The sequence below is a fragment of the Clostridium sp. genome, assembly GCF_036642255.1.
Taxonomy (GTDB): domain Bacteria; phylum Bacillota; class Clostridia; order Clostridiales; family Clostridiaceae; genus Clostridium_J.
The window spans coordinates 31,128-46,313 of sequence record NZ_JAVWDJ010000019.1 but is presented as its reverse complement, the minus strand read 5'-3'; the positions used below and the strand labels follow the sequence as shown (position 1 = coordinate 46,313).

The window sequence follows — 15,186 nt, the reverse complement described above, 5'->3', positions numbered from 1 at the left end:
TAAATAATCATTAAGTATATTGGTTATTTAATCTATGAGGAGAATTATCATGCGAAAAGGTAATGATAATTTATTTTTGATAGAAACTTTAGAGAGGCATTTATTATTCTAACTGATTTAAAAAGTTAATTAATAAAAAACTCTAAAATAACTTTGTATAGGTTTAAACCTACTTAGGGAATATATAGATATAAAACTAATTAAATAAGATATTATTTTTTAAAAGAAGTAAATACGATAAAAAAGGTTGAAATTTAAATATATTAAAGTCAATCGGGAGGATTATTATGGAATATAAAATAGGTGGATTATATCATGGATTTAAGCTAAACAATACAGAATATGTAGAAGAAATTAATTCAAATGCTAAGGTGTTTTATCATGAAAAAAGTGGTGCTAGGCTTTTGTATTTAGAAAATGACGATGATAACAAGGTGTTTTCCATAGGATTTAGGACACCACCACAGGATAGCACTGGTGTTGCTCACATACTTGAGCATAGTGTTCTTTGTGGCTCAAGAAAATTTCCTACAAAGGAACCTTTTGTTGAACTTATTAAGGGATCACTAAACACCTTTTTAAATGCTATGACTTATGGAGATAAAACTATTTATCCTTTAGCAAGTAAAAATGAAAAAGACTTTTTCAATTTAATGGATGTGTATCTAGATGCAGTGTTTTATCCTAATATTTATAGTCAGCCAGAAATCTTAATGCAAGAAGGATGGCACTATGAACTTGAAAATAAGGAAGATGATTTAAAGTATAAAGGAGTTGTTTATAACGAGATGAAGGGTGCCTTCTCATCTCCTGAAGGAGTGCTAATGAGAAAGGTGCAAGAAACTCTCTTTCCTGATAATACTTATGGATATGAATCTGGTGGAGATCCAGAATTTATTCCAGATTTAAGTCATGAAGAATTCTTAGGTTTCCACACAAAATACTATCATCCATCTAATAGCTATATTTTCTTGTATGGAAATTTAGATTTATATAAATCCCTAGCTTTTATCAATGATAATTATTTAAGAAACTTTGATGTAAAAGAAATTGATTCTTCAATAAATCTCCAAAAACCATTTGATGAAATGAAGGAGATAATTGAAGAATACTCTATATCCAATGAAGATAGTGATAAGGAAAAAACTTTTTTAGCTTTAAATCTTGCTACAGGTAGAGGTACAGATCCTGAAATACATCTTGCAATGGAAACTATTGAATATTTGCTTCTTGAAACTCAGGGAGCACCACTTAAAAAGGCACTTCTTGATGCAGGAATTGGTAAAGACGTATTTGGCAGCTTAGATAGTGGTATACTTCAACCAATATTTAGTATTATAGCTAAAAATACAGAGGAAAATAAGAAGGAAGATTTTAAGAAGGTAATCTTTGATACACTGAAGGACTTAGTTAACAATGGGATAGATAAAAAGCTTATAGAAGCTTGTATTAATATTACAGAATTTAAGTTAAGAGAAGCAGATTTACAAGGATTTCCTAAAGGGTTATTTTACTATATAACTGCTATGGATAGTTGGCTTTACGATAAGTGTCCATTAATTCATTTAAAATATAATGCTATGCTAGAGCAGATGAAAACTGCACTTAATTCTAATTATTTTGAGGAGTTAATTGAAAAATATATTTTGAATAACACTCACTCATCTTTATTAATTTTAAAGCCTAAAAAGGGATTAGCAGATGAAAAGGAAAAGGCCTTAGCAGAAAAGCTTAGAAAATATAAGGAAGGCTTAAGTGAAGAAGGCATAGAAAATATAATTAAAGAGACAAAGTCCTTGATGGAAAGACAAAACACTCCAGATTCTAAGGAAGCCTTAGAAACTATACCAGTATTATCCTTAGAGGATATTGATAAGAAAGTTGAAGTTCTTGATATTGAAGAACATAAGGAAAATGAAATTAAGATACTTCATCATAAAACTTTTACAAGTAAAATTGCTTATATAAGCTTTATGTTTAATACTAACTGCGTTAAAGAAGAAGATATACCTTACATTAGTTTATTATCAAATTTACTAGGAAAAGTAGAAACTAAAAATCACAGTTATATAGATTTATCTAATGAAGTTCTAATTAATACTGGCGGTATATACTTTAAGTCAGAGGTTTATGGAGATGATAAAGAGTTACTTAATTATCATCCATTCTTAGAAGCACATTGTAAGGCGGTAGTAGATAAAGTCCCAAAAGCATTAGAACTTGTGGGGGAAATAATTAAAAATACCGTATTCAGTGATAAAAAGAGAATAAAAGAAATAATTCAAATGTTAAAATCAAGGATAGAAGGTAGACTTATTGAAAGAGGTCATCAGGTAGCCACAGTAAGACTAGCCTCTTATTTTACACCAGCATCCTTGTACCTTGAGCATACAAGTGGATATGAGTACTATAAGTTCTTAAAGAATATTGAAGAAAACTTTGATGAAAATATTGATAAAGTAGTGTGTAAGCTCTATGATGTGATGAAAGTTATATTTAATAAAGATAATATTATTGCTACGGTTACAGGAGAAGAAGAAGAATACAATATACTTAAAGATAATCTTCAGCTCATTTTGGATTCTGTAGAAAATAATGTAGTTCATAAACAAAGCTACAGCTTTAGTGAAAGCCAGAAAAATGAAGGATTATTAACTCCTTCTAATGTCCAATACGTTGCTAAAGGTTATAACTTTAGAAAGCTTGGATATGAATATACTGGTAAGTTATTAGTTTTAAAAACCATAATAAGTTTAGACTATTTGTGGAATAAAGTTCGTGTTCAAGGAGGCGCATATGGAGGTTTTGCTACTCTTGTGAGAAGTGGAAATTTAGTATTTGTATCCTATAGGGATCCAAATCTAGTAGAGACTTTAGAAGCTTATAATAAAGCCGTTGACTATGTGGCAATCTTTGAAGCAGATGAACGAGAAATGATAAAATATATTATAGGAACTATTAGTGAACTTGATTCTCCTCTAACACCTTCCATGAAGGGTGAAAAGGCCGTTAGTATGTATATAAGAGGAATCTCTAAGGAAGATAGACAAAGGGAAAGAGAGCAGGTTCTGGCAACCACAGTAAATGACATTAAATCTTTCGAAGATTTATTAAAACACGTTATGGATAAAAATTTCTTTGCAGTGTTAGGAAATGATGCTAAGATTAAAGATAATAAGGAATTGTTTAATAATTTAGAAAGTGTATTTAAATAAAATTATAAGCTCTAATCCTTATGGATTGGAGCTTACCTTGTTTATAGGTAACTTATTAAGTCTATTTATAGAAGGGCAGAAAGAATTAGTATATGAATTATTAGAATAGGAGGCAACAGCATGAAACGTGAAATATTAGGTAACTATGTATACAAAGAAGAGGATACTTTATTAGAGGATGTTTTAGGTGAGTTCTTGGTTAAAAATAGCTTAACAATTTCTACTGCAGAGTCATGCACAGGAGGAATGGTAGCAGCAAAATTAATTAATTATCCAGGAATTTCATCTTCATTTCTTGAAGGAGTAGTATCTTATAGTAATGAGGCTAAAATTTCAAGACTCGGGGTAAAAGAGGAAACTTTAAAAAAATATGGTGCAGTAAGTCATGAAGTAGCAGAAGAAATGGCTATAGGCATAGCTAAGACATCAGGCTCACATATAGGACTATCTACTACAGGGATAGCAGGACCAGGTGGAGGAACGGAGAAAAAGCCAGTGGGGCTTGTCTATGTTGGGATTTGTTATAAAGGAGAGGTAATTACAACAGAGTTAAGATTTCATGGAGATAGACAAAAAATAAGAGAAGGGGCCACTAATACTTTACTTAATATGTTAAGGCATGAATTATTGTGTAAAAGAGATTAACATTTGGAAATTTACTTCATATACTAATACTAGTGTAACAATGTAATAGGAGGCTTTCATGTTGTTTTTCACTAGAAAACTTGATCCTACTCTAAAACATGCAATTTCATCTAATTTATATAATAGCTATAGAGTGATTATTCAATATAAATCTCTTCGAGAAGATATAGAGAAAAAAATTAAATCCAATAGAGGAAAGGTTCTTTTTCATATTGAATCAATAAAGTGTATCACTGCGATAGTAAATGGAAAGTTCATGAAAAAATTAATAGAACTCCCAGAAGTTGTTTATATTTCACTAGATGATCTTGCACAACTATGCGGAAGAACTGTTTTGTCCGCCAATGGAATATCTCTACAAAGTAGTTCTACTATATTGAAAGGAGACTATAATTTAAGTGGTAAGGGAATAGGAGTAGGTATAATTGATAGTGGGGTTTACCCTCATCCAGATTTATTAAATCCTAAAAATAAAATAAAAAAATTTATAGACTTAATTAATAACTATACTTATCCATATGATGATAATGGCCATGGGACCTTTATTGCTGGTGAAATTTGCGGTAGTGGATATAGTTCTAAGGATAAAAATAGGGGGATTGCAATGAATTCCCATATATTAATGGTTAAGGCTTTTGATAGACTTGGTAGAGGATATATATCAACTACTCTTCTTGCTCTTGAAGTTCTTTATAGTAATATCGAGGAATTTAACATAAAAGTTTTATGTCTGCCCTTTGAAACTTTTAATATGACTAATTTTATGGTTTCGCTGTACAATAGACTATTTGAAAGATTTAAAGATAAAAATGTAGTAGTTGTGGTTCCATCAGGACATAATGGAAATGAGGAAGATTCCATGAAAGGCATAGCAACATGCTCAAGTGCTATAACAGTAGGAGGCATGAATACTACCTCTGAATATTCAGTAGCTTCTTATTCTTCTTGTGGTTCTGTAAAATCACTATTAAAACCTGACTTTATAGCAGCTAGTGAAAATATAATTTCACTAGCATGCGACACATCTTATATTTCAGAGCGTAATGGAATAAAGATTTATCCACCTCATCTTAAAAACTTATATACGGAATATAGCGGGACATCTGCTGCCTGTGGCTTTGTTGCAGGAGTATGTGCATTGCTTTATGAGCATAACATGGAGTATAAGTTTGAAGACATCTATGGATTATTAAAGCATAGTTCTACTCTTATAAATGATATGAAGTATAAACAAGGAAATGGTTTTTTGAATTTAGCTAAAATACTTCCTAGAAATTTAAAAAAGTAAAAGCAAAAAATTACTATGGGTATAACCTATAGTAATTTTTATTTTTTAAGGGCCTAATTTAAATTATACAGTTGCTTACACATGTTAAAAAATGCGGTAGCAATAGGAGTTAAGGTTCTTCTTGAACTTATAATTAAATAGATATTACGATTTAAAGAAATGTCTTCAATAGTTGTAGGTTTTAAAATCTCGTTTTTAAAGTATTCCTCACAAAGAGCTCTACTCATGATTGAAATACCCATACCAAGCTTAACAAACTTTAGCTGAGCATCTAAGTTATTAACTTCGCAAAGAACTTTAAGCTTGTTTAAATCTATGTTAGAGTTAGCTAAGGTTGTTTCTAGAGTATATCTTGTAGCAGATTCCTTTTCTCTAATTATAAAATTATATTTAAATAAGTCATCTATACTAATTTTATCTGGTAAGTTTAATTCAGGACTAGATACTATAACTAGTTCATCCTCCATAATTTTATAACTTTTTATTTTTGTATTATCAATGCTTGTCCCAACTAATCCTATTTCACAGTTTAAATCAATAATGTCCTTAATTATACCCACAGATCCCTGTTCTTTAATAGTAAATCTTACATTAGAATAAGATTCATTAAATTGATTAATAAGACCAGGTAAAATAGAATTACAGGGAGTAGTACTTGCAGAAATATTAAGTCTTCCTGATATATTGTTATTAAAATTTGAAAGCTCAGTAATTGCATGATTTCTTGTATTTAAAATATCATTAGCATATTGCAGAAAAGATTGCCCTGCAGGGGTAAGATTGACTTCTTTAGAAGTTCTATCGAAAAGTTGAATATTTAAATCTTTTTCTAAACTAGAGATGTGTGAACTAATAGTTGGTTGAGATAAATAAATAGCATTTGCCGCTTTAGAAAAACTTCTAAGCTTTGCAACACTTATAAACGCCTCTAATTGTTTAAAGTCCATATGGTCACTCCTAACGTGTTATTTAAATTATGATATAATTATCTCCATAAGTATTATAAATTTCAATAGCAATTATTGAAATTTATAATAAAAAGTTAAAACAAATACATACAATGAAAATTATATATTTTTATGTACTGTGATTATTCAGAAATTACTATATGTGTAGTTTATTGAATGAAGTTTTATATAGGGTAGAATAAAAAAGGAAAAGCAACATTAGCTTTTCCATTTAAAAATTATAATTCCGAGTATCATCACTGCAACACCGATGAATTGCTTCACCCCACATCTTACACAAGTTGCGTCAAACAATCCAAAATGATCAATGGCAGCTGCAGCAGTGAGTTGAGAAACTAAAATTATAGCCACTGCTAGAGTAGTACCTAGGGCACCCATACCCTTCATAACAGTAAAAGTTATAGCAGCACCTAAAACCCCTCCAAGCAGGTAGAATTTATTGGCATCTTTTAAAGCTCTAAAGTTACCATCACCAATGGTAAAAGCAGCAATTAATGTAACTACTAGAGCAATACCTTGCACCAATGCGCTAGTTTCCCAAAGTCCAATTTTCTCTCCCAATCTTGTATTGAGAACTCCTTGAAGACTCATAGCGGCTCCAGCTACAATAGAGAAAATTATTCCCAACATAAAATCACCATCCTTATGGATAGTTTAACCTATAATTTTAGGAAATATTTATGAGCTAATGTTAATGTTGCTTCCAATGAGAAGCTCTATCAGCCTCAGCAACTTGCAGCACTTTATTATAAAACAAACTTTCGTAGAAAAAATTAATTTATTAAATTCATTAAACAAGTTAAGGATTGTAGTAGTTAATAACCTTGATCCTGTCTCTCGTGGTTAATTTCATTTTTAGATATATAAGCAGCCTCAATGTCAGTTGGTGTAAATCCTAATAATTTTCCTAGGAACAAGAAGTTGCTAAATATATTAACATAATTTTCTTTGCTCTGATTGTTTATGAAATTTGATATAGAAAGATTTAAAATTAAGAAAAGATCTGTAAGGTTAGAATCAGTATAATTTAAAGAGTTTAATTCTATGTCTAAGTATTCATTATAAAGTCCTATACTTAAAATAAAGTGAAGACAATCTACGTATTCTTCAAGGATTACTTCCTTAGATGATGGAGATTTTTTACTCCAGAATTTAAAACATCTTGTTTCATTAGCCAATTCACCAAGTTCAACAATAAGGGCAAGGATTTTTTTGTTAATTAATGATACGTTGTGAAGATTATGTTGTTTTTCTATTCTATCATCAAGTATTTCTTGCATGGAAAATAATTTATTTAAGTTCATTTGCTATCAGCCTTTCTCATCAGTTTTAAGGGTACTTTAGAAAATCAGTTTTGTAAAACTTAATATGTAGGAATTTTTATAAAAAACTCACCTTAGTTATGATTAAGTTTTTACCTAAAGCCCTGGAAAAGGTAACTTATTAATTGTTTAAAAAGTAAGTATATACTACCATATCTTTTTTATCATTTATAGGTTTCCAAAGTTGAAGCTCATTTATATTAATTGTTAAGTTACAACAACTTTTTTGTGCAAAAACACAAGCATCTTCATATTCCATATTAGTCCATTGTTTATTAGAAAAGTAAGAGTTTGCTAAGGAAATATGATGTTTGTATTGAAATATATCATCTCTCACTTTAAAACCTTTTTCTTTAAGATAAGTATTGAAATTAAGGGATAGTTTTTCTAATACTCCGCCTTTTAAAATGTTTAAATTCACGGATTTATGTGGAGGGTCAAAGCAAATAATTCCATCACAAGTAGCTTCAAAAAAACTATAATTTTTTAAAACTTCTTTAATACATTCATCTAGTGCCTCTAAATTTGGCTCATCAATGGTCTCTAAGGTAATGTGAAGGGTAGGGAGACTATCCTCAGGGGTGAATAGATTATATTTTGTGCATATATCCCTTTGAATAAGTTCAACTTTTTTATAAGACTTAGAGTCTAAAAGGGCTACTAAATAATATATCATAAAAGAACACCGCCTATTAAATCCACATAGGAATAAGAATATAAAGTTTTCACACAAAAATTGTTATAGGTGATTATTGAAGTTTACTAATAGTCCTTTAAAATATAGCTTTTAACTAAAGAATCTTTCTTATTACTTAATGACTTCCAAATTTCAAGTCTATTAATTTTTACAAACTTAAAAAAATCTTCTTTATCTTTAGAGCTATCAATAATCAAGCTATTATTAGAAGAAGCTTTTCTTACACTATGGTTTGCAGTTGATAAAGGAATATTAAAGGTATTAGAGTTAAAGTCTTTAACAGTAATGCCATGTAAGCTTAAAGTGTCTAAAAGATTTCTTGAAATCCTATTTATATATCCCTTATCTTCTATTCGTAAGTTTATAGTGTTTAAATCTTCACTGAGACTAAGAGTATTATCTATTCCAATTTTAAACTTTTTATAAGGACTAATTATTTTTGTAACTAATTCATCAAGCTTATCAAAATCCATGTTAGAAACAGAACCTAGAGGAATATATAAGCTAGATATGTTCTTGTAAAGTTTATATTTTTTACTTATATTTTTTTGAATGCCAGCAATATCTGTTGATGAATCTTCATCTAATAATGCAACTATATAATATTTCATATTTTTCCTCCAAAGATTACATACTATTAATATGTAATGAAATTATAGAAAATATATATTAATTTTCTAATTATAAGATATTATAACATATTTAAATTTTGTTGTAATAGGATAAAATGATAGAAAACTGTATATATTGTATTTTAATCTTTCCCAATATTTCAATATGTGATAACAATAGTTACGAAATATGCAAAATATACTTTAATGTTGAAATAATTTATACAATATAATGTAAATGCATACAAATAACAGGAATAACATTCCAAAATGTATCCTAAGTATCTTATTTACTAAAAAAAACCTGTTTGATATTAGAAATTTAATGTTAAAATATTAAGAGTATGTGATATAATAAAAAATGTATAATTAATAACTGTAAAAATTACGAAAATTAATATAGATAATAAATAGTGAGGATGATACCTAAATGGAAAAATTGGTGATAAACGGTGGTAAATCTATATTCGGAAGAGTTAATATAAATGGAGCAAAAAATGCAGCAGTGGCAATATTACCTGCAGCAATTATAGCAAGTAAGGGAATTTCAACTATTGATAATATACCAAACATTGAAGATATAAATTGTATAGAAAAGATTTTAAAATATTTAGGATGTAAAGTTAGTAAAACTCCAAATTCTATTACTATTGATAGTACAGAAATTAAAGTTACTAATGCAGATATTGAAGAAGTTAGAAAAATGAGAGCCTCTTATTATTTCCTTGGAGCACTTCTTGCAAGATTTAAAGAAGCTAGAGTAGAGCTACCAGGGGGATGCCCAATAGGAGTAAGACCCATTGATCAACACATAAAGGGATTTGAAGCTTTAGGAACTAAAGTTACTATTGAGCATGGAGCTGTTAAGGCTAAAGCAGATAAGCTAGTGGGCACTAGCATTTATTTTGATGTAGTAAGTGTAGGGGCAACAATTAATGTAATGCTTGCAGCTACATTAGCTGAAGGTGTAACAGTTTTAGAAAACTCTGCAAAAGAACCTCATGTGGTAGATGTAGCTAACTTTTTAAATAGCATGGGGGCAAGTATTAAGGGTGCTGGTACAGACACTATAAAAATTACAGGGGTAGAGGAGCTTACTGGTTGCAATTACTCTGTAATTCCAGATCAGATTGAAGCAGGTACGTTTATGATTGCAGCAGCAGCTTGTGGTGGAGAAGTAGAGATAAATAATGTGATTCCTAAGCATCTTGAATCCATTTCTGCTAAGTTAATCGAAATGGGTGCAGAGGTGATTGAACATGATGATTCAATTACAGTAAAGTCTAACGGAAGACTAAAAGGAGCAAATATTAAGACTCTACCGTATCCAGGGTTCCCTACAGATGTTCAACAGCCAATGAATGCTCTTTTAACTATTGCGGAAGGAAGAAGCATAATAAACGAAAGCATTTGGGAAAGTAGATTTAAACATGTAGATGAGCTAAAGAAAATGGGAGCAAATATTAAAGTAGAGGGTAGAATTGCAATAATTGATGGTGTGGAAACCTTAACTGGAGCTAATGTAAGAGCTACAGATTTAAGAGCGGGTGCAGCTATGGTAATAGCAGGACTCATGGCAAAAGGCACCACCACTGTTGAGGGAATTGAACATATCGATAGAGGATACCCAAACATAGAAGATAAGTTTAAAGTTTTAGGGGCAGATATAATAAGAATTACAGAATAAATATCCTCCCAAAATTCTGTTAAAGGAGTAAATTATGAAATTTTGTCCATTGTTTAGTGGTAGTAGTGGCAATAGTATATTTGTAGCCAGTGACAATGCAAGAGTATTAATAGATGTGGGAATGCCTGGCAAAGCAATAGAAAATGAAATTTTAAATATTAATGAAAACCCAAAAGAAATCGATGGGATTTTTGTAACACATGAACATTCAGACCATATCAAGGGAATAGGAGTTTTATCAAGAAGATATGATATTCCTATATATGCTAATGAATTGACGTGGAAAGCTATGTTCGATAAGGTTGGAAAAATTAAAGAACATAATATTAAAATCATAGATAGTGCTTTTACCGAGATAAAGGATATCACAGTTGAAAGCTTTGAAATAGCCCATGATGCAGCTAAACCCTCTGGATATAAAATTCATTCAAACAAGGGAATAGCTTGTATTGCTACAGACTTAGGCCATTTTTCAAACAGTGTAAAAGAAGCTCTGAAAGATGCTGATATAATACTGCTTGAAAGTAATCATGATATTGAAATGTTAAAGTTTGGTCCTTATCCCTACCCACTAAAGAGAAGAATATTAAGTGATATAGGACATCTTTCTAATGAGGCTTGTGGGAGGGCAATTTTAGATATTCTAGGAGATAAACATAAATTTATTTATTTAGGACATTTAAGCAAAACTAACAATTATCCTGAACTTGCCTATGAAACAGTAGTTAGTGTATTGAGAGAAAACTCGGTACAATTAGGAAAAGATGTGACTCTAAATATGGCAGATAGAGATAAGCATAGTTTAGTTGTAGAGCTATGATTTTAGATGTAGCACTGTAACGTCAGTCAGAGCAATATAAGTTTTTGTCATATAAGGTATCTAGAAAGATAACTAGTCAGTATGCTAGTGAAATTATCGGCAAATTATGTCGTCAGCATACTGGGTCACCGAAACTATTGATAGCACAACTCTCAATAGAACAGGGTTCCTTGCATGACATAAAATATCAGTAGAATCTTTGACTTAGTACTTTATTTCAAATGCCTAAGTTCCTAAACTAACTAATAGATAAAATAATATGGTTAGGAGGAAGTTATGAATAAAAAAATTATAGCAATAGTATGTTCACTGTTAGTGATAATTACAGTAGGTGTAATATTTAAAATTGTTACTAATGAGAAAAAGGACAAAGTTAGTATTTCAACTAAAGAAAAACTCGAAAATACTAAGTTTCCTTCTGAAAAAGATGGATTTATCCAAATCGATCTTTACTTTGATGAGGGAAAAGAACCTGAATCAAATATTGTAAAAGAAGAAAGGCTTGTGAATAAAGAAGAACTTGTTGGCGAAATTATAATACAAGAGCTTATTAAGGGGCCAGCAGTAGTAAGTAGTTCTAAACCAGTACTTCCCAAGGAAACACGACTCTTAAGCTTTTCTATTAATGAAGGAACTGCATATATAAATTTAAATAGCAATGCTCAATTTGATATGACTGCAGATAAGGAAAGGGTATTGTTATCCTCAATTTCAAGTTCACTTACTCAGTTACCTTCAGTTCAAAAGATAATGATAACTGTAGAGAATAAGAATATAGAAACATTAGGTGGAAACTATAATATTTCAAAGCCTTTTGGAAAAGAAGAAATTGATAGCTTAAAAATTCAAAAGTAGATTGAAAAGTATATCTAATGCCTAAAATATAAAGGCTATTTATATAATTATTGAAAGTACTAAGAATTTTTATTATAATAAATAAACGAGGGTTAATAGCATCTTCGAATTTTTATTTTATTTGAGATGCCTAATACAATTAACTAATAAAGGAGATAAGAACATGGGTTTATATACGAATTGGACAGATTATGTTGTAGATTTTGTTAAAGAAAATGGTGAGCCTGCTTTTTGGAAAGAATATGCTCAGGTTGAAACAAACATATATAGCAAAGTATTAGCTAACCATAGTGGAGAGCTAAAAGGAATATTAAGTGAACTAGCAGCAAAGCATGGAGTAACAGAAGTACAGTTCATGGGATTCTTAGATGGAATAAATGAAAGCTTAGAAAAAAATCTTGATCTTGAAAACATAGAAGGAGATTCTGAAGTAGAACTTAAAATAAACTTTGAAAAGTTATATTTTAATATGCTAGATTCTAAAGCTGATTACCTTTATTCATTACCACAATGGGAAGGAATCTTCTCTGTAGAAAAGAGAAGAGAAATTCAAAAGCAATGGAGAGATTCAAAAACTGTTGTTAATGAAAATAAAGTTGGAAGAAATGAGCCATGTCCTTGTGGAAGTGGAAAGAAATTTAAAAAATGTTGTGGCTAAATTAAACTTAGTGCACATCATGTAGAATTATTGCACCTTTATGAGTTATATTATAATATAACTCATAAAGGTGTTTTTACATTTATGACATTGAAGCTTAAATATATATAGTTTTATAATATATTTAAGCTTCAATAGGATTTTAGACTTGCATTAAGAAGGGAGAATTTATGAATATTACATTGATTTCCGTAGGAAAATTAAAAGAAAAATATTTAAAAGAAGCTATAGATGAATATGTAAAGAGACTTCAAAGATATTGTAAAGTATCAATAATTGAATTACAGGATGAAAAAACTCCTGATAATGCATCAGAAAAGGAAGAGTTGCAAATCAAAGATAAAGAAGGAGAAGCTATACTAAAGGTTATAAAGGATACTAGTTATGTGATAGTACTAGATTTAAAGGGAAAAATGATTACCTCTGAGGAGTTTAGTTCCTATATTCAAGAATTAGGGGTAAGTGGAAAGAGTGATTTAATTTTTGTTATTGGAGGGTCCTTAGGTTTAGCACAATCAGTTATTAATAGAGCAAATTATAAGTTATGTTTTTCCAAGATGACTTTTCCACATCAATTATTTAGGGTAATGCTACTAGAACAGATATATAGAGCATTTAGAATAATGAAAAATGAACCATATCATAAATAACTATAGATTTATTTAATATCTTGATTTGTGATGTATTTAAATTTTAGAGAGAAGAATAAAACCTTAAATTTTGTATTTAGATGCAAAAGCGAACAGATTGGAAAGTAGGTAGGATTTATAAAGTTTTTAGAAATTTCAAACAAATGTTGAAATTTTCTAAATTATGAAATATAATATAAATGTAAAAGGTTATAAAAATACTTCAAACCTTACTACTTTGTTTATTTAGGTGCCCAAAGCATTATAGCGTAAACAAAGCCCAGTAGATGATAATATTCATTTATTGGGCTTTTTATTTTTTAAAAAATTAGGTTCATTAGTAAATTAGTATTCTAAATCTAATTGTAGAAATGGAGTGATATTATGTTAGATGAAAAAATAGTTACTATGAGGGAAGAAATTATTAAAAGTGTTCAAGAGTCCATAAGGATAAAAAGTGTAGAAACTGAGGCAAAAGATAATATGCCATTTGGCGCGGGAGTGCATAGAGCTTTAGAGCATTGTTTAGGAGTTTCAGAATCTTTAGGTTTTATAACAGTAAATGTAGATAATATGATTGGATATGCCGAATATGGACAAGGAGAAGAAATGATAGCAGTGCTAGGACACTTAGACGTGGTACCAGAAGGTGATGGGTGGAATTACCCACCATATGACGCAGAAATTCATGATGGTAGGATATATGGAAGAGGTGCCACAGATGACAAAGGACCAACCATAGGAGCACTTTATGCACTAAAGGCGATAAAAGATTTAAGCCTGCCATTAAAAAGAAGGGTTAGAATAATATTTGGTTTAAATGAGGAATCAGGAAGTAAATGTGTGAAATATTACCTAGAAAGTGGAGAAGAAATACCAGTGTGTGGATTTACTCCTGATGCAGAATATCCAATAATAAATGGAGAAAAGGGGATAGTGACCTGTAAATATAAAAGGAAGCTATCATCTCAAGGCGAAATAATACTAAAATCCATAAGGGGAGGAATTGCTGCAAATGTAGTGCCAGATTATGCAGAGGCAGTAATCTGTATAGACAAAAACAAGGCTGTAAACATTGTTAAATTAGCGGAGAGCTTAGAGGAAATAAAAATAGAAGAAAGAGAAGATTCACTATTAATAAAGTCATATGGCATTTCTGCTCACGGAAGCACTCCAGAGAAGGGAAGAAATGCTATTTCTCATCTTTTATTATTTTTAGGTAAACTAGATTTAAAAGGAGAAACTAAGGAATTTATAAGTTTTATGAACAAATACATTGGTTTAAATTTGCATGGAGAAAAACTAGATATTTATTTAGAAGATAAAATATCAGGAAAGTTTATATTTAATTTAGGAACTATTGTAGGTAATGAGGAAGAAGTAAGCATAGAAATAAATATGAGATACCCCGTTATGAAAACTTATGAAGATTTTATATATACTTTTAGGAAGAAAATGGACTTAGGAAAAATGGAGGAGATGTATGTAAGACACAAAAAGAGCTTGTATGTATCTCCAGACACTGAATTTATTAAAAAGCTACAAAAGGTTTACGAAGAAAAAGTAGGAGAAAAAGCTGAACTAGTATCTATAGGGGGTGGAACCTATGCAAAGGCAATGGATAATATAGTTGCCTTTGGACCAATATTTAAGGGTGAGCCTATGGTAGAGCATAAACCTGATGAATATATAGAGATTGAATCTTTAATAAAGAATGTTCAAATAATGGCAGCTGCTATTTATGAGCTAGCTAAATAACTAAAGCTAAAATTTTAGGTAGAGGAGAAATAT

Annotated in this window: 13 protein-coding genes and 1 pseudogene; 9 read left to right on the top strand and 5 right to left on the bottom strand. The window is 30.1% G+C overall.

All coding sequences use genetic code 11. From position 1 onward, the window contains the following. The first annotated feature begins 287 nt into the window (after window positions 1–287). From RR409_RS11825 to RR409_RS11815, 3 genes and pseudogenes are all read left to right on the top strand, one after another. Window positions 288–3,215, top strand: coding sequence for an insulinase family protein (locus tag RR409_RS11825; RefSeq protein ID WP_332557964.1), 2,928 nt, complete (start codon window positions 288–290; stop codon window positions 3,213–3,215). Between the two features lie 126 nt (window positions 3,216–3,341). Beyond that, window positions 3,342–3,860 (top strand): annotated as a pseudogene (locus RR409_RS11820) (nicotinamide-nucleotide amidohydrolase family protein); the annotation flags it as partial. Between the two features lie 58 nt (window positions 3,861–3,918). Further along, on the top strand, window positions 3,919–5,148 hold the full coding sequence (locus tag RR409_RS11815; protein ID WP_332557963.1) for a S8 family serine peptidase: 1,230 nt from the start codon (window positions 3,919–3,921) through the stop codon (window positions 5,146–5,148). Window positions 5,149–5,201: 53 nt separating this feature from the next. On the opposite strand, the gene RR409_RS11810 is transcribed toward RR409_RS11815, so the two are convergent. From RR409_RS11810 to RR409_RS11790, 5 genes are all read right to left on the bottom strand, one after another. Beyond that, window positions 5,202–6,095, bottom strand: a complete 894-nt coding sequence (locus RR409_RS11810) for a selenium metabolism-associated LysR family transcriptional regulator (protein ID WP_332557962.1) — start codon at window positions 6,093–6,095, stop codon at window positions 5,202–5,204. 219 nt (window positions 6,096–6,314) lie between these two features. Further along, window positions 6,315–6,746 (bottom strand): DMT family transporter, encoded by a 432-nt coding sequence (locus tag RR409_RS11805; protein ID WP_332557961.1) that lies wholly within the window; start codon window positions 6,744–6,746, stop codon window positions 6,315–6,317. A 185-nt stretch (window positions 6,747–6,931) separates the two neighbouring features. Next, window positions 6,932–7,420: a dUTP diphosphatase gene (locus RR409_RS11800; RefSeq protein WP_332557960.1), complete on the bottom strand. Its 489-nt coding sequence runs from the start codon at window positions 7,418–7,420 to the stop codon at window positions 6,932–6,934. A gap of 139 nt (window positions 7,421–7,559) precedes the next feature. Next, a complete protein-coding gene (locus tag RR409_RS11795) occupies window positions 7,560–8,114 on the bottom strand; it encodes a 2'-5' RNA ligase family protein (RefSeq protein WP_332557959.1) in 555 nt (184 codons plus the stop codon). 86 nt (window positions 8,115–8,200) lie between these two features. After that, window positions 8,201–8,746, bottom strand: a complete 546-nt coding sequence (locus RR409_RS11790; RefSeq protein WP_332557958.1) for a hypothetical protein — start codon at window positions 8,744–8,746, stop codon at window positions 8,201–8,203. 430 nt (window positions 8,747–9,176) lie between these two features. On the opposite strand from RR409_RS11790, the gene RR409_RS11785 reads away from it, so the two are divergent. From RR409_RS11785 to pepV, 6 genes are all read left to right on the top strand, one after another. After that, a complete protein-coding gene (locus RR409_RS11785) occupies window positions 9,177–10,433 on the top strand; it encodes a UDP-N-acetylglucosamine 1-carboxyvinyltransferase (RefSeq protein WP_332557957.1) in 1,257 nt (418 codons plus the stop codon). A gap of 34 nt (window positions 10,434–10,467) precedes the next feature. After that, a complete protein-coding gene (locus RR409_RS11780; protein ID WP_332557956.1) occupies window positions 10,468–11,253 on the top strand; it encodes an MBL fold metallo-hydrolase in 786 nt (261 codons plus the stop codon). Window positions 11,254–11,529: 276 nt separating this feature from the next. Beyond that, entirely contained in the window at window positions 11,530–12,108 is a 579-nt protein-coding gene (locus tag RR409_RS11775) for a GerMN domain-containing protein (protein WP_332557955.1), read from the top strand. 163 nt (window positions 12,109–12,271) lie between these two features. Continuing rightward, window positions 12,272–12,766 (top strand): SEC-C metal-binding domain-containing protein, encoded by a 495-nt coding sequence (locus RR409_RS11770; RefSeq protein ID WP_332557954.1) that lies wholly within the window; start codon window positions 12,272–12,274, stop codon window positions 12,764–12,766. Between the two features lie 170 nt (window positions 12,767–12,936). Next, window positions 12,937–13,416, top strand: coding sequence for a 23S rRNA (pseudouridine(1915)-N(3))-methyltransferase RlmH (rlmH, locus tag RR409_RS11765; RefSeq protein ID WP_332557953.1), 480 nt, complete (start codon window positions 12,937–12,939; stop codon window positions 13,414–13,416). Window positions 13,417–13,779: 363 nt separating this feature from the next. Next, the gene (gene pepV, locus RR409_RS11760) at window positions 13,780–15,153 is read left to right on the top strand and encodes a dipeptidase PepV (RefSeq protein WP_332557952.1); all 1,374 of its coding nucleotides are present in this window, start codon (window positions 13,780–13,782) and stop codon (window positions 15,151–15,153) included. Window positions 15,154–15,186: the final 33 nt, after the last annotated feature.